Genomic DNA, 22,918 nt, shown 5'->3' with positions numbered 1-22,918 from the left:
CCAGTGCACGTGCATGGCCTGATCCAGTGCGTTCTTCCGCGCCGTTCCATCAGCCGATCAGATGATCGAACTCCCCGTCCTTGACGCCGAGCAACAGCGCCTCGATCTCGGCCGGCGTGTACACGAGCGCCGGTCCGTCGGGGAAGCGCGAATTGCGCATCGCGACGTCGCCGCCGGGCAGTCTGGCGAACTCGACACAGGACCCCTGCGAGTTGCTGTGTTTGCTCTTCTGCCAGGTCAGCCCATACAAGGAAGCGAGTTCTGCAGCTGCCATCCCGTTGTACGCGTGGTCCACAGGAAGCCCCCGATAGTGCAGATGTCAACTGCACCGGATCATAGCTGTGTTCATAACTGCATGCATGGGCAGATGCACGTGCACGCGGGGTGTCCGGTTCATCACTGAGCAACATCGTTACGGACGGAGTGCCTCCGACAGCTCGTCCAGTGCCTCCAGCAGTTGTTCGGACGCACCGCGCAGCACGCCCGGTTCCGGGGCGTCCCACGAGGCCCGCAGCGCGCGCAGCCCCTCCCACCGCGGGACCCGCCGCTCGCGCACCGCCTTCGCCCCCTCGGCGGTCGCCTCGCGCAGGGCCCGCGCCAGCTCCGCCGCCCCCGGCACCGGCGCCGCGTCCCGGTCCGGGAAGTGCGCCTCCAGCAACATGGCGTTGCGCCCGAACGCCGCCAGCGCCTCCCCCGCGCCGTCCGCGGCCGCCCGGGACAGCCCCCGGTGGCGCACCGGCTCCCCCTCCGCCCGGGCGAGCGCCTCCTGCCAGGCGATCCGCGCGTCCCGCGTCGCCAGCAGGGCCTCGCGGACATCGGCCCGCCGGGCCCCGGCCGGGTCGGCGTACTGCCCGAGCACGGCGGCGGCGTACCGTCCGACGGCGGCCGTCCAGTCGGCCAGGCGGGTGCGCAGCCGCGGGGTCTCCCAGGCCGGGTAGACGGCGTAGGCCACCATCGCGAGCACCCCGCCGACGAGGGTCAGCGCGATCCGGTCGGGCACCGTCTGGTCCCAGCGGACGCCGCCCATGCCGAGCAGGAAGACCACGTACGCCGAGACGAAGGTCTGCGCGACGGCGTACCCGGTGCGCATCAGGACGAACATCAGGCCCGCGCTGACCACGGCCAGCAGCCCGGACAGGTACGTGTCGGGCTGCGCCACCCGCACGATCGCGGTGGCCGCGCCGACCCCCACCAGGGTGCCGCCGAAGCGGGCCACGGCCCGGGACCAGGTCTGGGTGAAGTCGGGGCGCATCACCATCACCGAGGCCATCGGCGCCCAGTAGGCGTGCCCGAACGGCAGCGCCCGCCCGATCAGGTACCCGGCGCAGACCGCCGCCGTGACCCGCAGCGCGTGCCGCAGGATCGGCGAACCGGGCCGCAGTTCGGCCCGCACGGCCCGCGCCGCCGGCGCGAGGAGGGCCCGCAGGGTGGGCCGCAGCATCGCCTCGGCCGGGTCGGCGGTGCGCCCGAGGCCGGGCTCGGCCGTCTCCCGTACGTCGTCCAGCAGCGCGGCGAGGCGCCGGGCGGCCCGCAGCGCCGGCCCCCGCAGCGCCTCGGCGGCCTCGGGAGCCTCGGCGGCCTTCAGCACGGCCAGGGCCGGCGCGACCCGCCGTGCGCCTTCCCCGTGCTCCCCGTGCCGGACGGTGTGCGCGGCGGCGTCCAGCACGGTCGCGGCGGCGGCCAGCAGCTCCCGTACGCGGTCCCGCGCCGGGCCCTCGGCCGGGGCGCCGACGGCGGGGTCGGCGAGGGAGGCCAGGACGGGCCGGATCCGCTCGGCGAGCCCGCGCGCCCCGTGCAGCTCGGCGGGGCGCCGCCGGGCCTGGCGGGCGGTCACGGCGGCCGCGTCCCGGGCCCTCATCAGGGGCTGCGGGTCGAAGGGCGCGACCGGGTCGTGGCGCAGCCGGCGGGCGTAGTCGGCCTCGGCGGCGAGGGCGTCCGCGAGCGCGTCGCGCTGCGCGCCCCAGCGGCGGACCGGGAACAGCACGATCAGCAGGGCCTGCACGATCCCGCCGGCGGCGATCATCGCGGCGTGGCCCGCGGCCTGCGCGACGGAGGTCGGCAGGGTCACCGTGACGAGCATGATCGCGACGTTGCCGGAGGCGATGATGCCCGCCGTCGACCCGACGGCCCACCACAGGCCCGCCACGAAGGTCCAGACGGCGAGCAGCAGCAGGAACGCCACGGTGTTCCGGGAGCCGACGAGGTAGCCGACGAAGGTGGAGACGGCCAGGGTCAGCCCGGAGGCGAGGGCGAGCACGGGCCGCGGGCGCCAGCTCGGCTGGTAGGTGGCGATGGCCGCCATGAAGGCGCCGAAGGCGGAACTGGTCGCCGCCCCCGGCCCCAGGAAGGCCAGGCCGAGACCGATGACGAGCGCGAGCCCCGCGGTGGCGCGCAGCGCGACGAGGGGCTCCAGCGCGGTCCGTTCGATGGTCATGCCCGAGCGGGCGGTCTCCTTCAGCGCCCGAAGCCAACTCATGCCCAGACCATACGTTCCCTCCCCACTCACCCCTTTCTTCAGGACTTCTTCAGATTTGTCACGTCATGCCCGGAGAAGGTTCCATGGGCGCGACCATCGTCCGAAAGGTGGAACGTCCATGCTCCGCAACGCCGTAGAGCCTTGGCACCTGATCGTCGTCCTGGTGGTGTGCCTGCTGGTCTTCGGGTCGAAGAAGCTCCCCGACACGGCCCGCTCGCTGGGCCGCTCGATGCGCATCCTGAAGTCGGAGGCCAAGGCCATGCGTACGGAGGACACCCCGTAGGGCGCGCCCCCGGGCCCTGTCGGCCTACGGCAGGGACGGCCGCCCGCCGCCCACGTGGGCGGCGTCGGCGGCGGCCGTGCCGTCCTCCCAGCCCGCGTGGTCGGTGGCCCCGCGCAGGCGGGTGGTGGTCGTCCGGGGGAACATCTCGTCGGCCCGCGCCCCGACGGCCACGTCCCGGGCCACCAAGGCGGGCAGGTGGTCGGGGGCCTCGGCGGCGGTGTGCTCGGCCGTCTCGGCGAGCCGCCGGCCGAGCCGGCTGGCGTAGGCCAGCAGGAAGGACTGCCGGAAGGTCTTGGTCCGCTTGCGTCCGCCGGCGCGCTGCGCGGCCTCGGCCCGGGTCATCGCCGCCGTGCCCTGGACGAGCAGCGAGGTGTACAGCAGCTCCACCGCCTCCAGATCGCTCTCGAAGCCGACCACGGTGGAGAACTCGAAGGCCCCGTTCCACACCGCCCGGCAGCGGTTCGCGCCCGCCACCGCGTCCAGCAGGACCGCCTTCGCCTCCTCGTACGGCGGCTCCACCCCGATCCGGCAGGCCCCGGGCACCTGCGCGGGAGCGCCTGCGCGCACCGCGAGCAGCGCCTCGTCCACCGTGTGCCGGACCATCAGCTCCTGCGCCTTCGCGCTGAGCGCCTCCGCCTCCTCGGGGTAGTCCGTCGCCTCCGCCTTCGCCAGCAGGGCCCGGATGCGGCCGAGCATGCGCGGCTCGATGTGCGCGTGCTCCAGGGCGTCCCCGGCCGGGTCGCCCGGCACCGGCCCGACCGGCTCGATGGAGGGCAGCCGGATCAGCAGCCGGAACACCTCCAGCAGGGCGGTGGACAGCGTGAACCGGTCCGCCCTGACGCGTCGGGCGAGCCCGTCGGCGTACGCCTCGTCCCCCGACCACCAGACCTCGGCGTCGCTCCACCGCTCGGGCAGCCGCGCGTAACGCCGCGCCTCGGCCGCGATCAGGTCCTCGGTGATGCCGACGTGGATCCCGTCCAGGTCCCGGCGCACCAGCCGCAGCACGTCCGCCGGCCGCCACCCCCGCTCCCAGGCCTGCCGTACGTACGCCTCGCCGCGCCGGAGCAACTCGCACCCGACCCCGCCCCAGCGCCCGGCGTCGGCGGCCAACACGGAGGCCCCGGTGTCCAGCCCGGCGTCATCGCGCGCGTAGAGGGCGGCCCCGAAGGCCCGGTCGACGATCCCGACGTACTCACTCACCCCCTCAGCTTGGCACGCCCCCCGAAACCCCCCGCGCCCCGGCCCACCCCGCCGACGGCCGCCCGACCAGGGCGAACTGTCAGACCCCGGTGAGACACTCGCCCCGTGAGCGACCACCCCACCCCCTGGGCCCTCGCCGAGGACGCCGACGGCTGGTGGCACGCCGCGCCCGCGCCCCTCCCCGGCCGCCCCGCGACGGCCGCCACCCGCCACCGCACCCCCGCGGAAGCGATCCGCTCCGCCCCCTGCGCCACCCGCTGGATCTGGCGCTCCACCGCCGCCGTCTACCCCGGCCTCCTCGCCGCCGGCCTCCGCGTGGACCGCTGCTACGACGTGGAGGTGGCCGAGCTGCTGCTCCTCGGCCACGAGGGCCGCTACGGCGAACCCCGCTCGGCCGCGGCCGCCTGGGCCCGGCTCACGAACGCCCCCGTCCCCCCGGACCCCCCGCAGCGCGCGGCGGAGCCCGGCACGCAGGACTCCCTGTTCGACCCCGGCACCGGCGTCCCCGTCCCCCTCGACGCCCTCCTCGCGATCCACGCCGACCAAGCCCGCCGGCACGCCGCCACCGCCCACCCCGACCGGCTGCGCCTGCTCACCGCCGCCGAGTCCGCCGCGTTCCTGATCGCCGCCGAGATGCACCGCGCGGGCCTGCCCTGGCGGGCCGACGTACACCGCTCCCTGCTCACGGAACTGCTCGGCGAGCGCTACGCGGGCGGCGGCGAGCCCCGCCGGCTGGCCGAGCTGGCGGACGAGATCTCCGCCACGTTCGGCCGCCGGGTCCGCCCCGAGCTGCCCGCGGACGTCATCAAGGCCTTCGCCGGCGCCGGCATCAGGCTGCGCTCCACCCGCCGCTGGGAGATCCAGGAGGTCGACCACCCGGCCGTGGAGCCCCTGATCGCCTACAAGAAGCTGTACCGGATCTACACCGCGCACGGCTGGGGCTGGCTCGCCGACTGGGTGCACGGCGGCCGGTTCCGCCCCGAGTTCGTCCCGGGCGGCACCCTCACGGGCCGCTGGGTGACCAACGGCGGGGGCGCGCTCCAGATTCCGAAGGTGATCCGGCGGGCCGTCGTCGCCGATCCCGGCTGGCGCCTGGTCGTGGCCGACGCCGACCAGATGGAGCCCCGGGTCCTGGCCGCGATCTCCCGGGACCCGGCGTTCATGGAGGTGGCCGGGCGCCCGGAGGACCTCTACACGGCCATCTCCCGCCAGACCTTCGCCGGCGACCGGGAGAAGGCCAAGCTGGCCGTGCTCGGCGCCGTCTACGGGCAGACCTCCGGCGACGGCCTGAAGAACCTGGCCGCGCTCCGCCGCCGCTTCCCCCTGGCCGTGGCCTACGTGGACGACGCCGCCCGCGCCGGCGAGGAGGGCCGCCTCGTGCGGACCTGGCTGGGCCGCACCTCCCCGCCGCCCGCCCGCGCCGCCGGCGCCGAGGACGACGGCGAGGCCGGGATCCCGCAGGAGGGCCCCGCCTCCCGGGAGGAACAAGGCTCCCGGGAGGACGCCTGGACACCGAGCTACGCCTCCTCCGACACCCGCGCCCGCGGCCGGTTCACCCGCAACTTCGTCGTCCAGGGCAGCGCCGCCGACTGGGCCCTGCTGATGCTCGCCGCGCTGCGCCAGTCCCTGGACGCGGCGGGGATGCGGGCGGAGCTGGTGTTCTTCCAGCACGACGAGGTGATCGTGCACTGCCCCGCCGAGGAGGCCCAGGCCGTCGTGGAGGCGATCCGCGAGGCCGGGGAGCGGGCGGGCCGGATCGCCTTCGGCGACACCCCGGTCCGCTTCCCGTTCACCACGGCGGTCGTGGAGTGCTACGCCGACGCGAAGTAGCGCGCCGGCGTCCGCCCCCGGACCCCCGCCGCCGGCGCCCCCTCAGCGCCCCACCACCTCGGGCCACTTCCGGCTGAGCGCGACCTCCTTCAGCCGCTCCATCGTGAGCGCCGGCACGGCCCGCGAGGGGGCGCCGGTCTGCCGGTGCGCGTTGTAGACGCTGACGGTGACGCGTACGCCGTTGGACCGGAGGGTGTCGACGGTCCACTCGACCGTTCCCGACGGGGCGCCCCGCGCGGGGCCCTGCGAGGTCTTCATCAGGACGCCGAGGGGCTGGGCGGTCGTGCCGGAGGAGAAGTCGGCGCCGGTGCTGCCGTCCCTGCCGTCCGCCGGGCGCTTGATGCTCAGTTCGACGAGCGAGCCGCCCTTGCCGTCGTCGAGGACGACGTAGCCGTAGCCGCCGTCACCGCCCCGGTCGACGACCGGGATGCCGTAGCCGCGCAGCAGGTGTTCGAGGGTGTTCTTCGCGTCGGGTTCGCCCTGCCCGGCGGGCGGCCGGCTCTCCGAGGGGGCGGGCGGCAGGTCCTGGAGCGCGGGCCGCCACTTCTCGGAGAGGACGAGCGCCTTCATCCGGTCCATGGTCAGGGGCGGTTCCGGCCGGGTGACCGGGGACGCCTTGCTCTGCGCCGCGTTGCTCTCGTTGGCGTCGACGACGAAGCCCTGGGGGGTGACGAGGGTGGCCCGCCAGTTCTTCACGGACTTGCGGTGGTCGTCGTAGTCGTACGCCTGGATCAGCAGCAGTCGGGAGCCGTCGGGCTGCGGCTGCTCGACGCAGGAGTCGAAGCCGACGTCCTCGTGCCGGGGACAGGTGGTCAGGTCGCGGGCGATGTTCCCGGCGGGGTCGATCCGGCCGAGGCTGACCCCGATGGAGCCCCTCCCCCCGCCGTCGTCGAGGATCCCGGCGGCGGCGGGGCCGGGGTCCTCGGTGCCGCGGCCCCAGGTGTCGGTGAGCCGCGGGCCCGGCGTGAGGGAGCGCAGTACGTCGATCAACTGCGCGGCGGTGACGGCGCCGCTCCCGGCCCGTTCGCCGGGCGGCGGTCCGGAGCGGACCGGGCCGCGGCCCGGCAGGGTGGGGGCCGAGGCGACGTCGGCCCCGTCGGAGCCGCCGATCAGGCCGCCGCTCCAGGCCCCGAGGGACCCGACCAGGGCCAGGGCCAGGACCGATCCGCCGGCGACGGCGGCCCTGCGCCGGGCCACCAGTCGGCGTCCGCGTCGCTCCCCGGCCTCGACCAGGGCGTGCGGATCGGGGGTGAATCCGGCGCCCACGCCGCGGAGGGCTTCGCCGAGTTCATCGTCAAAGGACATGGGGAACGAAACCTTCCGCGTGGGGCCGGGGGATGGGACGTGCGGGACGGGAGACGGAGAGGGGCTGAACGGCACGGAGCGCGGCCGGCTTCGGCCCTCGCCCGCTCAGTGGCCCACGAACTCGGTCAGGCTCCCGCCGAGTTGCTCGCGCAGCCGGTTCAGCGCCCGCGACGAGCGGGTCCGTACGGCCGCCGAACTGACCTTCATCGCCTCGGCGGTCTCCTCGACGCTGCGGTCCTCCCAGTACCGCAGCACCAACACGGCCCGGTCCTTGGGCGCCAACCGGCCCAACGCCTCCAGCAGCGTCAGCCGCAGCGCCGGATCGGCGCCGGAACCCGCCGGGCGCCCGTCCGGTTCGGGGAAGTCCCCGACCGGACGCTCCCCGGACGAGCGGCGGCGCCGGTGGGTCAGGAAGACCCGTACCAACACCGTCTGCGCGTACGCCGCCGGGTGCTCCACGCGCGACATCCGCCCCCAGAGCAGGTACATCCGCCCCAGGGTCTCCTGCACCAGGTCCTCGGCGAGATGCGTGTCCCCGCTCGCCAGCAGACACGCCGACCGGTACAGGTGTCCCGATCGGCCCGCCGCGAACTCACGGAAACCGTCTCTGCGGCCCTGTCGCATGCACTCCCCCTCGCGTCCGTGTCACCCCCTTGACGCGATGGCCGTGCGGAAATGTTTCAGCCGAGATCGTGGAAGTACACGTGGAACTCCTCGCGGACGAAGCCCTCCGACTCGTACAGGCCCTGCGCCACGTGGTTGTCGTACGCCGTCTCCAGCTGCACGCCCGCCACCCCGGCCTCCTTCGCCCGGTCCAGCACCTCGCGCAGCAGCGCCCTCCCGGCGCCGGTGCGGCGGCCGGACGGGGCGACGTACAGGTCGTTGAGGAGCCACGCCGTGCGCAGGGTCAGGGACGAGAACACCCGGTAGACCTGCGCGAAGCCGACCGTCCCCACGCCGGGGACCTCGGCGAGCAGCACCAGCGACTCGTCCTTCGCGATCCGCTCCGCGAGGAACGCGCGGGGGCGCCCCTCGTCCTCGACGTCCACCTCGTAGAAGTCGAGGTAGCCGCGGAAGAGTTCCGCGGCCACGTCGAGATCCGCTTCCGCGGCGACCCTGATGACCACACCGTTCGTCTGCATGGCAGCCATTGTGCGCGCGGGGGGCGCGAGCGGGTCCGGCGGGCGGGTCGGTGCGCGGGTCAGTGCGCGGGGGTGGCCCCCTGGGACGGCAGTCGGTACACGTGCTCCGGGGTGACGATCTTCGTGATGGCCTCGCCGAAGAGCGTGCTGGGCTCGGCCCCCTCGTAGGCGGTGTCGGTGTTGAGCAGCACCACGAGCGTGGCCTGCTCGGCGGGCAGGTAGATCGTCAGGGACTGGTAGCCGGGCAGCGAGCCGTTGTGGCCGATCCAGCCGTCCACGTTGAAGATGCCCAGGCCGTAGCCGGTGTCGGGGAGGTTGCCCGCCGGGCTGACCTTCAGCCGCTGGGCCTGGGTCGCGGGCGTGAGCAGGGTGCCGGTGGCCAGGGTCTTCGCCCAGCTCCGCAGGTCCGGCAGGTCGGAGATCATCGCGCCGGCCGCCCACCCCCAGGAGGGGTTCCAGTCGGTGGCGTCCGCGGTCTTCCCGTCCGCGGTCTGGTTCGTGTAGCCGTGGGCGTGCGGGGTCGGGAACTCGGCGCCGACCGGGAACAGCGTGTGCCGCAGCCCGGCGGGCTTCGAGACCCGCTCGTTGATGTACGCGGCGAGGGGCTGCCCGCCGATCTTCTCGACCACCAGCCCCAGCAGGATCAGGTTGGTGTTGCAGTACTGGAACTTCGCGTTCGGCGCGAAGTTCACCGGGTGCTTGAAGGAGTACGCCAGCAGCTCCCGCGGGGTGAACTCCCGCCGCGGATCGCTGGTCAGCGCCTTGAAGAAGTCCTCGTCCTCGGAGTAGTTGAACAAGCCGCTGCGCATGCCGGCCAGCTCGCGCAGGGTGATCCGGTCGCCGTTCGGGACCCCGGAGACGTACTTCCCTATGGGGTCGTCCAGGCCGACCTTGCCCTGGTCCACCAGCTGGAGCAGGGCCGTCACCGTGAAGGTCTTGGTCTCGCTGCCGATCCGCATGTTCAGGTTCGGGGTCATCGCCGCGCCCGTGGCCTTGTCCGCCACCCCGAACGCCCGGACGTACTCCCCCTTGCCCGGGGCCGACAGCGACACGATCACCCCGGGGATCGCGGCCCGCGCCTGCACCTCGCGCACGGCCTCGTCCAGCTTCGCCGCCACGGCCGGCGTGAGCCGCGGGAACTCCTCCGACGGCGCCGCCACCGCCGCGGGCGGCGCGGCGGCGTCCCCCGCCTGCCCCGCGTGTCCCGCCTGCCCCGCGTACGCCACGGCGGCCCCGCCGGGGACCAGCAACCCCAGCGCGGCCGCCACACCGATCCACCGCGCCCTGCCGCGCGCCCCGCCGCGCGCCCTGCCGCCGAATGTCGAAGTGCTCATGCCCGGCCTCCAACCCGTCCCGCGCCCGGCCCGCCCCACCCCTCCAACGTATCCCCGCCCCTTCCGACCGGCGACTCCGATCTAAATTCCCGCGCCGAATTCGAAGAAGGAAATTCCGACCCGCTCACCGAGAAACCAAGAATTGACAGAACCCCTGGTCACATGCCCATGGGACCCCCATCCAAGCATTGACAAAAACCACCACCCCATGCCCTCACCCCTCCCCGAAGAACCACCAACCCCCCACCCGACAAAGCGTGTTGACACACACTGCCGAATTCCTTACGGTCTCCGCTCGGCAGGTTTTCCCGATCACTCCCGAAGGCGTTCATGACCACCCCCACCCTTTCGAAATTCAGGCAGCGGTCGATCCTTTCGGTCCTCATGGTGTGCTCCCTGCTGATCTGGCTGGACAACACCGTCCTGAGCACCACCCTGGAGACCCTCGCCGATCCGGCCCGAGGGCTGAACGCCGATCCGGCCGAGCTGCAATGGGCCACCGGCTCCTACACGCTCGCCTTCGCCACCCTGATGTTCACCGCGGGCGCCCTGGGCGACCGCTTCGGCCACCGGACCGTGCTCACGGCGGGCCTGGTGGTGTTCGCGCTCTCCTCGGTGTGGGCGGCGTACGCCGGCGACGCCGGCCAGTTGATCGCCGCCCGGGCCGCGATGGGCGTCGGCAGCGCGCTGATCATGCCGGCGAGCCTGGCTCTGCTCATGTGGACCTTCACCGGCCCGGCGCGCTCGACCGCGATCGCCGTCTCCTCGACGTCCGCCGGGGTCGGCATGGCCGTGGGCCCGGTACTGGCCGGGGTGCTCCTCGACCACTTCTGGTGGGGCTCGGTCTTCCTGGTCAACGTCCCGGTCGCGGTGGTGGCGTTGATCGGCATCGCCCTGCTGGTCCCGAACTTCCGCAGCCCCGTGGTGCGCCCGCTGGACCCGGCCGGGATGCTGCTGTCGATCAGCGGCCTCGCGACGCTCGCCTACGGCCTGATCCGGGCGGGACAGGCAACGGCCTGGAGCCGCCCGGACGTGTGGGGGCCGATCGTCGCCGGACTGGTCCTGCTGGCCGCGTTCGTCCTCGTCGAACTGCGCGTCGAGGCGCCCGGCTTCGACCCCCGGCTCCTCGCGCGGCGCGCGTTCGGCGGCGGCAACGCCGCGCTCGGCCTGCTGCTCTTCGCCGTCTCCGCCATCACCTTCTACAACGCCTTCTACCTCCAGGGCGCGCGCGGCCACTCACCGATGGAGGCGGGCCTGGCCGGCCTGCCGACCGCGCTCGGCGCGATCCTGGGAGCGCCCGTCGGCGCCCGCCTGGTCCGCCGCCTGTCCCTGCGCGTCGTCACCGTCCCGGCCCTCGCCGTGGCCGCCCTGACCATGGGCGCCTACGGACTCCTCGGCCTGGAGACCCCCCTCACGGCGATCGCCCTCCTGCTCCTCCTCCAGGGCCTTTCCATCGGCATGGTGCTCGGCCCTGTCACCGCGGCCCTGATCGCCACCCTGCCGCTGGAGCGGGCCGGCGCTGGGTCGGCCGTCACCAACACCGTCCGGCAGACCGGCGGCGTGATCGGCATCGCCGTCGGCGGCACGATCATGTCCCTCGTGTACCGGCGCGCGATCGAACCCGCCCTGGACGGGGCGCCCGAGGCGGTGCGGGAACGGGCCCGGGTCTCCGCCGAAGCCGCCCGCCACGTCGCCGCGACGACCCACCGCCCCGCCCTCGCCCGCGCCGCCGACGAGGCGTTCGTCCACGCCCTGCACGTCGGCGCCCTCTGGATCATGCTGATCACGTTCCTGGGGGCGGCCGTACTCCACCTCGCCCTACGCCCGCCCCACCCGCCCGCACCCCCCGCCCCCGAGGCGACCAACGCAAAGAGGCCCAGGTCAGAAATGATCTGACCTGGGCCTTCCTTGAGCCGCCTTCGGGATTCGAACCCGAGACCTACGCATTACGAGCGCCAGATGAGTCCTGTCGGATAGTTCCACGGGGTGCCGCCGTATGGCGATAACCGCAGGTCAAGCCGTGCGGCGGTGCCTTCCCGTGCCGACTCGTGACAACCGGTACAGAGCAGTTCGGGCACGCAATGGGCACGCATTGGGCACGCAACGGGCACTCAGAAACCGGCCCCTGACCTGCACTTACGTCGCCTGCTCGATCCACACGCTACACCGGCGCACCGACACACAGAAGGGGCCGCACGGTTCGCACCGTGCGGCCCCTTCGGTCGTCTTAGCCCTGCTGCGCCTTGCCGGGGTCGGTCTTGGGCCGCGGCTCGCTAGCTCGGTCCCTGCCGCCCTCGACGGGGGGAAGGGCGTTCAGGACGAGCTCAAGGGCGATCGCGCCGGTATCAGTGATGTGCCGGTCGTCGATCAAGATGTGTCGATCTGCTTCGTCAGCAGCGCCGGCGGCCGGCGCTTTGTCGTCGAGTCGGGTACGGCGGACGCGGAACAAGATGCCCCCCCTTGTGGCATGGCGGAGCCCTTCACTCGAACATATGCCCGAGGCAAGAGCTCAACCAACATACCCGTACAAACACCGCAGGTCACGCGCTTACGGCACAGAGTCACCGACGTCTGCGGACACGACTCGGATGTTCCCGAGCCCGAGAGTTTTTAGCTTCTCTTTAAGCAAGGGAAGATCGTCAGCCGTAGTGCCAGACTCGTAAGCCACGACAACGGTTGTAGTCGAGTTACTCGCCCGTAGCAGGTCGCCGACCTGTAGGCCGGTCCACTCCTCCGCCGCGGCGCGCTGCACTTCCGCGAGCGGACGCCCGACGGCCGCAGCAACGGCGCCGATGAGCCACCGCTCACGCTTGTACCCGTCACCCTTGGCGATCTTGGGCAGTTGGTTGTGCGGGATGCGCTTGCCTGTCTCAGGGTCAACGGCGCGCGCGGAGACGCTCCGTAGAGGCTCCCCCGCGATCGCCGCCGCCACCAGGGCCGCAAAGGGGCCGCCGGCCCCTGAGTCGGGGGCACGCTCGGCCGCCCCATCGGCCGACGGCTCACCTATCGGGGTGTCGTTCTCCGACACGGTTTCTCATCTCCGTTCTTGTCGCAGAACGCGAACAGTCTCATCTAACCAGTGATCTTGCCCGGTTGCACACCTCGGAACTGCGTTGACGTCGGGTTTCTGCCATGTCTACGTTGTTCTTGTTCGTGAACACGAACGGACCTTAGCGCCGTTTCGGACATGGCAACAAGCATGTCTGTTCGCGTTCGGTGACAGATCAGAGGGGGATCTAGTGACAGTCAAGTTCATCGCCGGCCCGCCGCCGGCACGGCAGAAGAACGTCAAGCACGCGCTGATCGTCGAGCAGCTCAAGGCACACCCGAACCAGTGGGCCGAGATCCAGCAGAAGGAAACGAGCGCCCGAGCATCCTCGGCGGCGCAGGCGATCCGGTCCGCGCAGCTCGCGTCTTACGCGCCGGCTGGCTCGTTTCAGGCGATCGCCCGGACCGTGGTCGAGAACAACGTGCCCCGCTTCGTAGTCCTCGCTCGGTACGTCGGCCGCCCCGATCGCGCGGCGTGATCTGCGAGCACTGGGACGGCGCCGCCGGCGACTACTGCCGCGCGATCGGTACCCGCCGCTACATCGTCGGCAACCGCTGCCCCGCCCACACGCCCGCCGCACTCGCCGGCCGGCCCGAACCTCCGGGCTCGCCGATCCCCGTAAGGAGACGAACCGTTGAGCCTCGCCGCGACGGATTGGGTCTGGTCCCAGTCCGACAGCCGAGGCGCCGCTCGTCTGGTGCTGCTCGCGATCGCTGATCGGGCCGACGCCGACGGCGTCGCCTACGCCGGTACCGCCTCGCTCATCCGCCGCACCCGCGCCGCTCGGTCCACCGTCCGCGACGCCGTCGACGCCCTGCTCGCCTCGGGCGAGCTCGCCGTCGTCGAGGGCGAGCTCGGCCCCGGCGGAGAAACGGTCTACCGCCTCCCCCTGCTCGACGAGAGGGGGGCCGGAGATCGGCCCGGGCCGGATTCCGACCCGGGCCGGACATCGGCCCCCGGGGGACCGGTGAGCGGCCCCGGGGAGGGCCGGACATCGGCCCCGGGGGGACCGACTACCGGCCCGGGGGAGGGCCGGAGATCGGCCCCCGGGGGGCCGGCTACCGGCCCCCAGAACAAAAGAAGCTCTCTACAAGACGAACAGCAGCAGCCGCGCGCGACGAACACCGCGGCTGCGCTGGTTCCCGAACTGCGTCCGCTCGACGCCGCTCTCGTCGCCGCCTCGATCGCCGTCCGGTGGTCGCTCGGCCTCGGCGAGCAGCGCGACGTCTACCGGCTCGTACAGGCGCACGGCGTCGAGGCCCTGGTCGACCTCGCCGCCCGCCGCACCAACCCGGGCGAGGCACCGAAGAGTGCCCGCTACTGGCTCAAGGTCTGGAGCGACCTCGACCGGCCGGCGCCGAACACGCCGCCTCGGGTGCCCGCCTCGACCGCGAACTACGCCGACAACCTCGCCGCCGGCCTCGCCCTGCTCGCCCAAAAGGAGAGCCGCCCATGACGCCCGAACAGATCGCCGCCCTGCTCGCGTTCGCCGGAACGCTCGACAGCCGCGTGCGCCGCGCCCTCGCCGATCCGCAGCAGTCCGCCCGCACCATCTCGGAGTGGACCGCCGCCGTCGCCGATGTGCCGGCGACCATGCCCGAAACCGGATGGGACGCCGCCCGCGCCGCCCGCCGCTATTACGAGCAGCAGGGCGGCAACAAGAGCTCGCAGTTCCGGGCGATCGAGCCGCACGACCTGCTCGCCGCGTGGGGGCCGCACCGTGCCGAGCTCATGAACAGGCACACCGACCCGGTGCCGTCCGCCGATCCGGACGACCCCGCCGCGTGGCGCGAGGAACTGCTCGGCACCCGGGCCGCCGTCGCCCGCGGCCATGCCGCGCCGGCGCAGTACCGGGCCGAGATCAACGCAGCAGGGCAGAAACGTCTCGCCGCGCTCATGTCCGGAGTCGGCGCCGGCCCGCGCCGGTACATGCCGGCTCATGTCGCGGCCGAGCTGCGGCAGTTCCGGCCGGCCCGCGCGCACCGCGAGCAGCTCGTCGCCGAGGGGCTGCCCGACCCGCTCAGTGTCCGGTGCCCGCACTGCCTCGCCGCTGTCGACGAGCAGTGCCGATCGAGCTTCCGCAACCGTGGAAAGGGCCGGCGCCCGCTCACCGGTGTTCATCCCTCGCGCGTCGAGGCGCTGCTCGCCGAGCACGGCAACGGAGAGGCCGACGCCGAGCAGGTGCGCCTCGCCCGGATCATGTGCCAGCCGCCGGCCCCGCGCCGCGACGGCCGCGCCCGGCACACCAGCGGTGGGGGCGAGGCCCGATGATTCCGCTCGCCGCCCGCGCTGCGATCGCCGCCCATCTGACCGACGAGCTCGACGTGCCCCCGCACCGCGCGACCGTGTTCGTCGCCTCGCTCGCCGACCGCCTCGCCATCGACGGATGGCACATGACTGCCGAGTTCGGCCGCGTGCTGGACGCCGGTGGTCACCTGCACCACGAACACCACCGCGCGCGACCGGTCGCGCCTCGCGCGCGGGAGACCCGCGGCGCTCGGCGCGCCCTCGATCGACTGCTGCGCCGTGCCCGAACGAACGGAGAGACAACCCCATGAGCGCCGCCCTGCTCGCCCTCGCCGTGACGCTCGCGCTCGCCCTCGGCGCCGCCCTCGCGTACGCGGTCCGGATCGACGACCGCCTCGACCGCGAGCTGCGCCGCCTCGGCCGCCAGCCGTGCCCGACCACCTGCACCACCTGCTCGACGACGCGCCGAGCCGAGAACGGAGAGAGCACACCATGACCGCGAACACCCTTCCCCGCATCCGGTCTCGGCGCGGCCGGAGCGACGCACGCGAGGCAGTCCGCGACGAGCGACGCACGGCGCTGCGGGTCCTGCTCGCCCGTGCCGACCGAGGGGTGCTCGGCCCCGAGGACACGGCGCGGCTGCGGCAGCTCGTCGAGGCTGAGATCGCCGACTGCGACAACTTCCGCCGCTCGGCCGGCGGGCAGCAGGCCGCGGCGCTGCGGCTGACACACCGAGTCGCCGCCGCCGAGCAGGCCATCGTCGAGGCCGAGGCAGAGCGCGACGAGTACGCCGCCGAGGTCGAGGCGCTGCGAGCATCCAACAAGGGGGGACAGTGAGTTACACACAGGCTGTGCACGAGACTGTGCGCGCGCTGCGGACGATCCGCGGCCGGTGGGCCGAGCTGCTGCTCGCGATCGAGGAACCGCCGGCCGACCACTGGCCACCGCGGCAACTCGCACACACCATGCGCGAGGACGACGAGCAGCTCGTCGTCGAGGACCGGGCCCCGCTCGTGCTGCGCGAGCACCCCGCCCCGCTCAACCTCGGCGCCCTCGACGCCGGCCGCGGCGTCGAGCGGCTCGTGTTCGACCTCGCCGACACCCTCGCCGCCGCCGTACAGCGCACCGAGCAGGGCGACCCCCGGGCGTGGCTGTGCGCCGACCCGAGCGCACCCGACAGTCGGCGCGCCGCCGGATCGCGGGTGCATGGGCTGCACTGGGCGTGCGTGTGGATCGAGGGGCGCGTGCAGGATGAGGACACCGCCCCCGAGCGCGAGCTCGACGGCGCCCTCTCCCCGCCGCCGTTCGAGGTGCTGCCGTTGCACCTGCTGCACGAAGCGCGGCGTACCGCGCGGATCGCCGAGGCTCGGGTGCTGCGCGCCCTCGGCCTCGACCAGCGCGAGACCCCGCTGCCCGAGCCGTGCCCGTGGTGCGAGGGCGAGCTCACCCTGCACAGTGCGCCCGACGGGCCGCCGGCCGTGACCTGCTCGGGCGGGCGCGCCTGCTCGGCGCCCGTGCCGCTCGACAGCAGGGAGCGGGCGCGGGTGTGGGAGTGGGACGACCTCCCCGAACTGATCGCCGCGCTCGGGGTCGATCTTGCAGCCGCGGCGTGATGGGGCGCTCGACGAGCAGCTCGTCGACGAGCCCACGGCCGGCGAGGGGCGCGGTACGTGGCGTAGCGGGTGGCTCGTCGTCGAGGCGCCGCCGAGCGTCGAGGCGCTGCTCGACCTCGGCGACGACGTCGAGCAGGGCGCCCTCTTTGAGTGACCGAGGTACCAACCGATAGGGGGTTGCGCCGTTATCTATTCGTGACCTAGAGTCGGGAGCGCCTCCGGCGTGCCCGGAAACCTGATCTAGACGCCCCGCCACCATCCCCCCGGTGGCGGGGCGTTCGCATGTCCCGGTCGGGAGGTGATCCCGTGGCCGACCCGATCACGGACGCCGACCGAGCAGCAGTCCGCCGCCTGCACGCCGAGGGCAAGTCCCGTAACCAGATCGCTCGCGAGCTCGGCCGCGGCGCCGCCACGGTCTCGAAGATCGCCGCCGAGCTCGGCCTCGCGTTCTCTGGCGGGGCGCGGGTCGCCGCCGCTACCGATGCCCGTAAGGCCGATGCCTCGGCCCGGCGCGAGCAGCTCGCCGACGATGCCCTCGACGGCGCCCTCGCTCAAGTCGAGCGGGTCGGCGCCGCCGACTCGGCGCGCGACGCCCGCGACTACGCCACCGCCGCCCGGGCCTTGACCGAGGTACACGCCAAGGCCGCCGAGCTCGCACGCTCCAACAAGTCGACGAGCGCCGGCGGGATGCTCGACCGCCTCGCCGATGCCCTGCTCGGGCCCGTGGGGGACGACGCCGACGGGGGGTGATTCCCTCGACGGGCCACCTGTCCGACAAGCAACTGCGCTCGATCCGCGAGGCGACCGCCCGTATCAACTTGTGGCACGGGTCGGTGCGCTCCGGCAAAACGATCTCGTCGCTGCTGCGCTTCCTGCTCGCCGTCCGGCGGGCGCCCGCCTCGGGTCTCATCCTGATCGTGGGCCGATCGCTCGCCACGATCGAGCGGAACGTGATCGAGCCGCTGCAAGACCCCGAGTTGTTCTCGGACACCGCGGCCGAGGTCCACCACACCCGAGGCGCGACAACCGCCGTGATCCTCGGCCGAGTCGTGCACCTGATCGGTGCGAGTGACTCCCGATCCGAGGGCCGGCTGCGCGGTCTGACCGCATCGGTCGCGTACGCGGATGAGGTCACGCTGCTGCCGGAAGCCTTTTTCACGCAGCTACTCGCCCGCCTGTCGGTCGCCGGCGCAATCCTGATCGGCACCACGAACCCGGACGGGCCGCGGCACTGGCTCAAAGCGAAGTACCTCGACCGCGCCGCCGAGCTCGACCTCGCTTCCTGGCACTTCAAGCTCGCCGACAATCCGGCTCTGTCGCCCGCCTACGTCAAGGCACTGTCCGCCGAGTACACCGGACTATGGCGACGCCGGATGATCCTCGGCGAGTGGGTTGTCGCCGAGGGCGCGATCTACGACATGTACGACGAGCAGCAGCACGTCGTCGACGAGCTGCCCGAGATGCGCCGCTACTGGGTCGGCATCGACTACGGCACGAGCAACCCGTTCTCGGCGATCCTGCTCGGCCTCGGCGACGACGGCCGGCTGTACGCGGTGAGCGAGTGGAGACACGACGCCCGCGCCGCGCACCGACAGATGACCGACGCGCAGTACAGCCGCGCCGTCCGCGACTGGATCGACACGCTCGGCGTGCGGCCCGAGTGGACGTTCATCGACCCCTCGGCCGCGAGCTTCTCAACTCAGCTATGGGCCGACGGGTACCCGAACGTCGCCCGGGCCAATAACGCAGTGCTCGACGGCATCCGCAGCGTGGCGAACGCCCTCGACGCCGGCGCGCTGCTCATTCACCGCTCGTGTGAGGGGTTGCTCGCCGAGTTCCCCACGTACGTGTGGGACGACGCCGCCGCGGCCCGCGGCGAGGACCGCCCCGTAAAGCAGGACGACCACTCGCTCGACGCGCTGCGGTACGCCGTGCACAGCACCGTGCACGAATGGCGCGGCCTGCTGACGGCCGCCGCCTGATCGCCCCCCAACTCCCCGCCCGGGCGCAGCACTGCGCCCGGGCCCGAGCACGCGAGGGGGTGATCGCGTGCGTGAGCTGACCGACCGGTTCCTCGACAAGGTCGCCCCCGGGCCCCTCGGGTGTTGGGACTGGACCGCACACGTCAAGCCCAACGGATACGGGCAGTTCAAGATTGCTGGCCGGCCGCAGTACGCGCACCGCGTCGCGTACGAGCTCACCCGCGGGCGCATCCCCCGCGGTCTCGTGATCGACCACCTGTGCCGCCGGCGCCACTGTGTGAATCCCGACCACCTCGAAGTGGTGAGCCACCGGACCAACATCCGGCGCGGGATCTCCCCCGCCGCCCGCCGCGCGCGTCAGACCCATTGCGCCCGTGGGCACCGGTTCAACCGAGCGAACACCTACGTCGCACCGAACGGCACCCGGCACTGCCGGCCGTGCGCAGCGTTGCGAGCTCGGGCTCGTCGTCAGGGGGTGAGCTGTGCCGCTTCCTGACAACGGCGTCCCGTGGCCGCCGCCGGCCCTCGCACGGCACTATGCCGAGCTCAAGGTCGACGACGCTTGGTACTCCGGCGACCGCGACAAGCTCGCGAGCGTCTACCGCAACCAGCCGCAGCGCCGCGACGGTCGGCGCCGACTGTGGGGGCGCGACCGGGCCGAGCAGCCCGGGGTGCCCGATCAGCGGCTGCACATTCCCCTGCCCGGTGACATCGCCACCGCGAGCGCTGATCTGCTGTTCGCCGAGCCGCCCGTACTGACCGTCGCCGACACTGCGACGCAGGACCGACTCGACGAGCTCGCCGAGTCGGACGGCATCGCGAACACCCTGCTCGAAGCGGCCGAGGTCGCCGCGGCGCTCGGCGGCGTCTATCTGCGCGTCACATGGGATCGCTCGCTCGCCGGCCGGCCGCTGCTGACCACCGTGCATCCCGACGCCGCCGTGCCCGAATGGCGCTGGGGGCAGCTCGTAGCCGTGACGTTCTGGCGCGAGCTCACCTCGGACTCGGTCACCGTGTGGCGCCACCTCGAACGGCACTCCCCGGGCCGGATCGAGCACGGGCTCTATCAGGGATCGCAGGACGCGCTCGGCATACGGGTGCCGCTTACCGAGCACCCCGACGTCGCCGCGCTCGCCGACTCGCTCGGCCCCGAGGGCGACGCGATCGAGACCGGTATCGACCTGCTGACCGCCGCCTACTGCCCCAACATCCGCCCCCACCGCAAGCACCGCGGCTCACCGTTCGGCCGTAGCGACTACGCCGGCCCGTTGTACGACCTGTTCGACAGCCTCGATACGACGTGGACGAGTTGGATTCGCGATCTGCGTCTCGCCCGGGCGCGGCTGCTCGTGCCCGACGGGTACCTTCGTGACCACGGACCCGGGCGCGGCGCGAGCTTTGACGACGACCGGGAAATCTGGACGCTGCTCAACATCCCGCCGACCGAGCAGGGCGGCGCCGGCATCACCCTGAATCAGTTCTCGATCAGGGTCGACGAGCACGAGCGAACCTCGGCCGCGATCACCCGGCAAGCCGTGATGAGCGCCGGATACTCGGCGGCGACGTTCGGGCTCGGCGACCAGGGCGCCGCCGTCACCGCAACCGAGGTCAAGGCGCGCGAGCGAAAGAGCATGATCACCCGGGGCAAGAAAGTGAGGTACTGGACGCCGCCCGTCGCCGACATGCTGCTCGTTCTGCTGCTGCTCGATCGACAGTTCTTCACGCCGCGGCTCGTTCCCGAGCGGCCCCGCGTGAAGTTCGGCGACTCGATCACCGAGGACACATCCTCGCTCGCTCAAACCCTGTCGCTGCTCCAGCAGGCGCAAGCGGTCTCGGCCGAGACCCGGGTGCGGATGCTGCATCCGGAGTGGGACGCGACCGCCGTGCAGGCCGAGGTCGCCCGCATCCTCACCGAGACCGGCGCCGCCGTCCCCGACCCGATGCAGGCCGGCGCGCTGGTGTGACTCATGGCGGGGGGTGTCATGCCGATTCACCCCGCCATGGCCGCGGACCTCTCGGCCGGCGTCCGCGACCTGTACGCGGACGCCGAGCAGCGCCTGCTCGGCATCGTCGCGCGGCAGCTCGCCGAGGGATTCGACGCCCCCGGGTGGGCCGTGGCCAAGCTCGCCGCGATTCAGCCGCTACGCCGAGCGGCGCAGGGTGTCGTCGACGCCCTCGCGACCGCTCTCGACCTTGAAGTGTTCTCGGCCGTGACCGAGGCGTACGACGTCGGGGCGCGTGCCGGCCTCGCCGAGCTCGGCGCCCTCTCGGATGCCGACGCCCGCCGGATCGTCGACAGCACACCCAACACCCGCGCTGTTGACCGCCTCGCCGCCGAGACGATCGAGCTCGTCACCGAGACGCACCGCGGGATTCTCCGCGGCGTCGAGGACGGATACCGGCAGGTCGTCAGCGAAGTGTCGGCGACCCCGCTTCTCGGCATCGACACCCGCCGGCAGGCCACGCAGCGCGCCCTCGAACGGTTCGCCGACCGGGGCTTGCGGACGTTCGTCGACAAGGGCGGGCGCGCGTGGCAGATGACGAGCTATGCCGAGATGGCAGTGCGGACCGCCGTCGGGCGGGCCGCGGTCGAGGCGCACGGCGACAAGCTGCGCGCCGCCGGCGTCTCGCTCGTGATCGTCTCCAACGCCCCCCACAACTGCGATCTTTGCGACCCGTTCGAGGGCAAGGTGCTTGCGCTCGACGGCCCGGGCGGCGCCCGGACGATCGAGGTCGAGCACTCCACCGACGACGACCGCACCGTGCGGGTGCACGTCGCCGGATCTCTCGACGACGCCCGCCGCTCGGGGCTGCAACACCCCAACTGCCGGCACAGCACGAGCGCCTATCTTCCCGGGGTCACCCGGGCGCCGGTCGAGCACTCCGAGGACCCCGCCGGCTACGAAGCAACGCAACGACAGAGGGCGATCGAGCGCGCCATCAGGAAGTGGAAGAACCGCAGCGCCACCGCCACGACGCCCGAGGCCAAGAAGGCGGCCGAGGCGCGGGTGCGGCAGTGGCAGGGCCGGATGCGGGATCACCTCGCGCAGCACCCCGAGCTCATCCGCCGACGCGAGCGCGAGCAGCCCGGCGCGAGCAACCTCCCGCCACAGAGCGGCACCGCGGGCCGCCCCGATACGCCGAGCGGCCCGGGGTCGGACCCGTTCGAGTCTGCGCGGGTCCGCGCCGGCGACGAGCGCACCCTGCCCGAGATGACCGACGAGCAGCTCGGCGCCGCACTGCGGCCCGGGGTGCTCGACGAGCGCGACCGCGACCGGATCACCGCCGAGGCAGACCGCCGCGACGAGCAGGCGCTGCTCGACCGCATCCGCCCCGGCGGGCGCATGGTCGACAGCCTCGCCGAGTTCAGCGACGACGAGCTCGCCCGCGTCGCGCTGCACCTCAACGACGACGGTCTGCTGCGCGTCATGGCTGAGGCCGACCGCCGCGACGTCGACGCCGCCATGCCCGGAGTGCGGGCCGACCTGCTCGGCATGTCCGAGCAGGCGCTCGCCACCCGGGCGCGGCACGTGCCCGAGGACCGGCCGGCGATCGGCGCCGAGATCCACCGGCGCCGCCTGCTCGACTCCCTGTTCCCGGGCGGGCGCCTCGCCGGCGACCTCTCCGAGCTCGGCGACGAGCTGCTCGTGTGGGGCATCCGTTACGCCTCGCCGGCGGACGCCGAGCGGATCGCCGGCGAGGTCGACCGCCGGCACCCGCCCGCCCCGCCGCCGCCCGCGGCCGGCGCGACGGTCGCCGACACTCTCGCCGCCCGCGACGCCCTCGACGACGCCATGCACCCGATCCACCTCGACGATCCGCCGCCCGCGGACCCCGACGAGTGGGGGCCGTACGGCGCCGACGTCGAGCGTGGCCCGGACGGCACCGAGCACATGTCCTCAACCGAGCGATGGGTATACGAGCGCGAGCTCGAAGCCCGCTCGGCGCGCGGGGCGTACAGCCGCGCGGAGATACGCGAGATGTACGACGAGCACATCTATGTGCAGTGGCTCGCCGCCGAGGACTACACCCGCGGGATCTTGCTCAACCGCAAGTCCCGGGCCGCGGGGCATGACCCGCGCAGCCTGTTCTCAGGGCCGGCACACGTTGCGTACGCCCGCGCGAGCGAGGAGCTGATCAGGTTTTGGGAGGACGTTTCCCCCCGGATCACATTCGCTGAGTTCTCCGAGGGGGTGACCGGCGTCCGCACGGGCGCCGGCGAGACCGCCCGGAGTTCCGCACATGCCCAGTGGCTCAAGCAGTAGGGGGTGATCCGTTGGGGTTCCGCGAGCAGGCGCTGCGTGCCCGCCGCGAGGGGCTCGCCGCCGCGCGCGCCGGCCGGCCGCCGACCGACGCCCCCCGCTACACCGACCCGCGGCTGACTGCCGCATGGGTCCGTGGCTACGTCGCCGCCGAGCAGGCCGAGCAGTAGTCACCACCGACACCGGGCCGCTTCG

General features: G+C 73.1%; 26 protein-coding genes. 17 read left to right on the top strand and 9 right to left on the bottom strand.

Features of this window, described 5'->3' with window-relative positions; translation table 11 throughout:
- Positions 1 to 49: 49 nt before the first annotated feature.
- Together AB0D01_RS20915 and AB0D01_RS20910 are read right to left on the bottom strand one after the other, a co-directional pair.
- On the bottom strand, positions 50 to 295 hold the full coding sequence (locus AB0D01_RS20915; RefSeq protein WP_363057334.1) for a DUF397 domain-containing protein: 246 nt from the start codon (positions 293 to 295) through the stop codon (positions 50 to 52).
- Positions 296 to 412: 117 nt separating this feature from the next.
- Positions 413 to 2,476 (bottom strand): FUSC family protein, encoded by a 2,064-nt coding sequence (locus AB0D01_RS20910; protein WP_363057332.1) that lies wholly within the window; start codon positions 2,474 to 2,476, stop codon positions 413 to 415.
- Positions 2,477 to 2,594: 118 nt separating this feature from the next.
- On the opposite strand from AB0D01_RS20910, the gene tatA reads away from it, so the two are divergent.
- Positions 2,595 to 2,759, top strand: coding sequence for a Sec-independent protein translocase subunit TatA (gene tatA / locus AB0D01_RS20905; RefSeq protein WP_363057330.1), 165 nt, complete (start codon positions 2,595 to 2,597; stop codon positions 2,757 to 2,759).
- 24 nt (positions 2,760 to 2,783) lie between these two features.
- On the opposite strand, the gene AB0D01_RS20900 is transcribed toward tatA, so the two are convergent.
- A complete protein-coding gene (locus tag AB0D01_RS20900; RefSeq protein WP_363057328.1) occupies positions 2,784 to 3,959 on the bottom strand; it encodes a DUF2786 domain-containing protein in 1,176 nt (391 codons plus the stop codon).
- A gap of 105 nt (positions 3,960 to 4,064) precedes the next feature.
- On the opposite strand from AB0D01_RS20900, the gene AB0D01_RS20895 reads away from it, so the two are divergent.
- A complete protein-coding gene (locus tag AB0D01_RS20895; protein ID WP_363057326.1) occupies positions 4,065 to 5,789 on the top strand; it encodes a bifunctional 3'-5' exonuclease/DNA polymerase in 1,725 nt (574 codons plus the stop codon).
- A 42-nt stretch (positions 5,790 to 5,831) separates the two neighbouring features.
- Here the strand turns inward: AB0D01_RS20895 and AB0D01_RS20890 are convergent, their stop codons facing one another.
- The 4 genes from AB0D01_RS20890 to AB0D01_RS20875 form a co-directional block, all read right to left on the bottom strand.
- The gene (locus tag AB0D01_RS20890) at positions 5,832 to 7,094 is read right to left on the bottom strand and encodes a hypothetical protein (RefSeq protein ID WP_363057324.1); all 1,263 of its coding nucleotides are present in this window, start codon (positions 7,092 to 7,094) and stop codon (positions 5,832 to 5,834) included.
- Positions 7,095 to 7,199: 105 nt separating this feature from the next.
- Entirely contained in the window at positions 7,200 to 7,718 is a 519-nt protein-coding gene (locus AB0D01_RS20885) for a SigE family RNA polymerase sigma factor (RefSeq protein ID WP_363057322.1), read from the bottom strand.
- Positions 7,719 to 7,774: 56 nt separating this feature from the next.
- Positions 7,775 to 8,236: a GNAT family N-acetyltransferase gene (locus AB0D01_RS20880; protein WP_363057320.1), complete on the bottom strand. Its 462-nt coding sequence runs from the start codon at positions 8,234 to 8,236 to the stop codon at positions 7,775 to 7,777.
- A 59-nt stretch (positions 8,237 to 8,295) separates the two neighbouring features.
- Positions 8,296 to 9,570: a serine hydrolase domain-containing protein gene (locus tag AB0D01_RS20875; RefSeq protein WP_363057318.1), complete on the bottom strand. Its 1,275-nt coding sequence runs from the start codon at positions 9,568 to 9,570 to the stop codon at positions 8,296 to 8,298.
- A 330-nt stretch (positions 9,571 to 9,900) separates the two neighbouring features.
- Here AB0D01_RS20875 and AB0D01_RS20870 point away from each other — a divergent pair, with 330 nt between their 5' ends.
- A complete protein-coding gene (locus AB0D01_RS20870) occupies positions 9,901 to 11,466 on the top strand; it encodes an MFS transporter (RefSeq protein ID WP_363057316.1) in 1,566 nt (521 codons plus the stop codon).
- Positions 11,467 to 11,797: 331 nt separating this feature from the next.
- Here the strand turns inward: AB0D01_RS20870 and AB0D01_RS20865 are convergent, their stop codons facing one another.
- Positions 11,798 to 12,019 carry a hypothetical protein gene (locus tag AB0D01_RS20865; protein ID WP_363057314.1) on the bottom strand — a complete coding sequence of 74 codons (222 nt, stop codon included), beginning with the start codon at positions 12,017 to 12,019 and terminating at the stop codon, positions 11,798 to 11,800.
- A 99-nt stretch (positions 12,020 to 12,118) separates the two neighbouring features.
- The gene (locus AB0D01_RS20860; RefSeq protein ID WP_363057312.1) at positions 12,119 to 12,598 is read right to left on the bottom strand and encodes a hypothetical protein; all 480 of its coding nucleotides are present in this window, start codon (positions 12,596 to 12,598) and stop codon (positions 12,119 to 12,121) included.
- A 211-nt stretch (positions 12,599 to 12,809) separates the two neighbouring features.
- Between AB0D01_RS20860 and AB0D01_RS20855 the strand changes: the two genes are divergently transcribed.
- From AB0D01_RS20855 to AB0D01_RS20790, 14 genes are all read left to right on the top strand, one after another.
- Positions 12,810 to 13,097, top strand: coding sequence for a hypothetical protein (locus tag AB0D01_RS20855; RefSeq protein ID WP_363057310.1), 288 nt, complete (start codon positions 12,810 to 12,812; stop codon positions 13,095 to 13,097).
- A 156-nt stretch (positions 13,098 to 13,253) separates the two neighbouring features.
- Positions 13,254 to 14,075, top strand: a complete 822-nt coding sequence (locus AB0D01_RS20850; protein WP_363057308.1) for a hypothetical protein — start codon at positions 13,254 to 13,256, stop codon at positions 14,073 to 14,075.
- Entirely contained in the window at positions 14,072 to 14,890 is an 819-nt protein-coding gene (locus AB0D01_RS20845; protein WP_363057306.1) for a hypothetical protein, read from the top strand. The genes AB0D01_RS20850 and AB0D01_RS20845 overlap by 4 nt, the downstream gene beginning before the upstream one ends.
- Positions 14,887 to 15,177 (top strand): hypothetical protein, encoded by a 291-nt coding sequence (locus tag AB0D01_RS20840; protein WP_363057304.1) that lies wholly within the window; start codon positions 14,887 to 14,889, stop codon positions 15,175 to 15,177. Before AB0D01_RS20845 ends, AB0D01_RS20840 begins: the two co-directional genes overlap by 4 nt.
- Positions 15,174 to 15,362, top strand: coding sequence for a hypothetical protein (locus AB0D01_RS20835; RefSeq protein WP_363057302.1), 189 nt, complete (start codon positions 15,174 to 15,176; stop codon positions 15,360 to 15,362). The genes AB0D01_RS20840 and AB0D01_RS20835 overlap by 4 nt, the downstream gene beginning before the upstream one ends.
- Positions 15,359 to 15,703, top strand: a complete 345-nt coding sequence (locus AB0D01_RS20830) for a hypothetical protein (protein WP_363057300.1) — start codon at positions 15,359 to 15,361, stop codon at positions 15,701 to 15,703. The genes AB0D01_RS20835 and AB0D01_RS20830 overlap by 4 nt, the downstream gene beginning before the upstream one ends.
- A gap of 14 nt (positions 15,704 to 15,717) precedes the next feature.
- On the top strand, positions 15,718 to 16,479 hold the full coding sequence (locus tag AB0D01_RS20825) for a hypothetical protein (protein ID WP_363057298.1): 762 nt from the start codon (positions 15,718 to 15,720) through the stop codon (positions 16,477 to 16,479).
- Positions 16,463 to 16,633 (top strand): hypothetical protein, encoded by a 171-nt coding sequence (locus AB0D01_RS20820; RefSeq protein WP_363057296.1) that lies wholly within the window; start codon positions 16,463 to 16,465, stop codon positions 16,631 to 16,633. The genes AB0D01_RS20825 and AB0D01_RS20820 overlap by 17 nt, the downstream gene beginning before the upstream one ends.
- Positions 16,634 to 16,785: 152 nt before the next feature.
- Positions 16,786 to 17,229: a helix-turn-helix domain-containing protein gene (locus AB0D01_RS20815; protein ID WP_363057294.1), complete on the top strand. Its 444-nt coding sequence runs from the start codon at positions 16,786 to 16,788 to the stop codon at positions 17,227 to 17,229.
- Positions 17,226 to 18,461 carry a PBSX family phage terminase large subunit gene (locus tag AB0D01_RS20810; RefSeq protein WP_363057292.1) on the top strand — a complete coding sequence of 412 codons (1,236 nt, stop codon included), beginning with the start codon at positions 17,226 to 17,228 and terminating at the stop codon, positions 18,459 to 18,461. The genes AB0D01_RS20815 and AB0D01_RS20810 overlap by 4 nt, the downstream gene beginning before the upstream one ends.
- Positions 18,462 to 18,528: 67 nt before the next feature.
- Positions 18,529 to 18,957: an HNH endonuclease signature motif containing protein gene (locus tag AB0D01_RS20805; RefSeq protein ID WP_363057290.1), complete on the top strand. Its 429-nt coding sequence runs from the start codon at positions 18,529 to 18,531 to the stop codon at positions 18,955 to 18,957.
- The gene (locus tag AB0D01_RS20800; protein ID WP_363057288.1) at positions 18,944 to 20,425 is read left to right on the top strand and encodes a phage portal protein; all 1,482 of its coding nucleotides are present in this window, start codon (positions 18,944 to 18,946) and stop codon (positions 20,423 to 20,425) included. Before AB0D01_RS20805 ends, AB0D01_RS20800 begins: the two co-directional genes overlap by 14 nt.
- Before the next feature lie 18 nt (positions 20,426 to 20,443).
- Complete coding sequence (locus AB0D01_RS20795) at positions 20,444 to 22,726, top strand: phage minor capsid protein (RefSeq protein ID WP_363057286.1); 2,283 nt, start codon at positions 20,444 to 20,446, stop codon at positions 22,724 to 22,726.
- A complete protein-coding gene (locus AB0D01_RS20790) occupies positions 22,711 to 22,893 on the top strand; it encodes a hypothetical protein (RefSeq protein ID WP_363057284.1) in 183 nt (60 codons plus the stop codon). Before AB0D01_RS20795 ends, AB0D01_RS20790 begins: the two co-directional genes overlap by 16 nt.
- The last annotated feature ends 25 nt before the right edge of the window (positions 22,894 to 22,918 follow it).

The organism is Streptomyces sp. NPDC048606 (assembly GCF_040650855.1).
GTDB lineage: Bacteria > Actinomycetota > Actinomycetes > Streptomycetales > Streptomycetaceae > Streptomyces.
This window is presented reverse-complemented; position numbering and strand designations above follow the sequence as displayed.

What these genes read in the sequence shown, in the direction of transcription:
- AB0D01_RS20910 (WP_363057332.1), bottom strand. Translation starts at nt 2,476, where the DNA reads ATGAGTTGGCTTCGGGCGCTGAAGGAGACCGCCCGCTCGGGCATGACC.
- tatA (WP_363057330.1), top strand. Translation starts at nt 2,595, where the DNA reads ATGCTCCGCAACGCCGTAGAGCCTTGGCACCTGATCGTCGTCCTGGTG.
- AB0D01_RS20890 (WP_363057324.1), bottom strand. Translation starts at nt 7,094, where the DNA reads ATGTCCTTTGACGATGAACTCGGCGAAGCCCTCCGCGGCGTGGGCGCC.
- AB0D01_RS20885 (WP_363057322.1), bottom strand. Translation starts at nt 7,718, where the DNA reads ATGCGACAGGGCCGCAGAGACGGTTTCCGTGAGTTCGCGGCGGGCCGA.
- AB0D01_RS20880 (WP_363057320.1), bottom strand. Translation starts at nt 8,236, where the DNA reads ATGCAGACGAACGGTGTGGTCATCAGGGTCGCCGCGGAAGCGGATCTC.
- AB0D01_RS20875 (WP_363057318.1), bottom strand. Translation starts at nt 9,570, where the DNA reads ATGAGCACTTCGACATTCGGCGGCAGGGCGCGCGGCGGGGCGCGCGGC.
- AB0D01_RS20870 (WP_363057316.1), top strand. Translation starts at nt 9,901, where the DNA reads ATGACCACCCCCACCCTTTCGAAATTCAGGCAGCGGTCGATCCTTTCG.
- AB0D01_RS20845 (WP_363057306.1), top strand. Translation starts at nt 14,072, where the DNA reads ATGACGCCCGAACAGATCGCCGCCCTGCTCGCGTTCGCCGGAACGCTC.
- AB0D01_RS20840 (WP_363057304.1), top strand. Translation starts at nt 14,887, where the DNA reads ATGATTCCGCTCGCCGCCCGCGCTGCGATCGCCGCCCATCTGACCGAC.
- AB0D01_RS20835 (WP_363057302.1), top strand. Translation starts at nt 15,174, where the DNA reads ATGAGCGCCGCCCTGCTCGCCCTCGCCGTGACGCTCGCGCTCGCCCTC.
- AB0D01_RS20830 (WP_363057300.1), top strand. Translation starts at nt 15,359, where the DNA reads ATGACCGCGAACACCCTTCCCCGCATCCGGTCTCGGCGCGGCCGGAGC.
- AB0D01_RS20795 (WP_363057286.1), top strand. Translation starts at nt 20,444, where the DNA reads ATGCCGATTCACCCCGCCATGGCCGCGGACCTCTCGGCCGGCGTCCGC.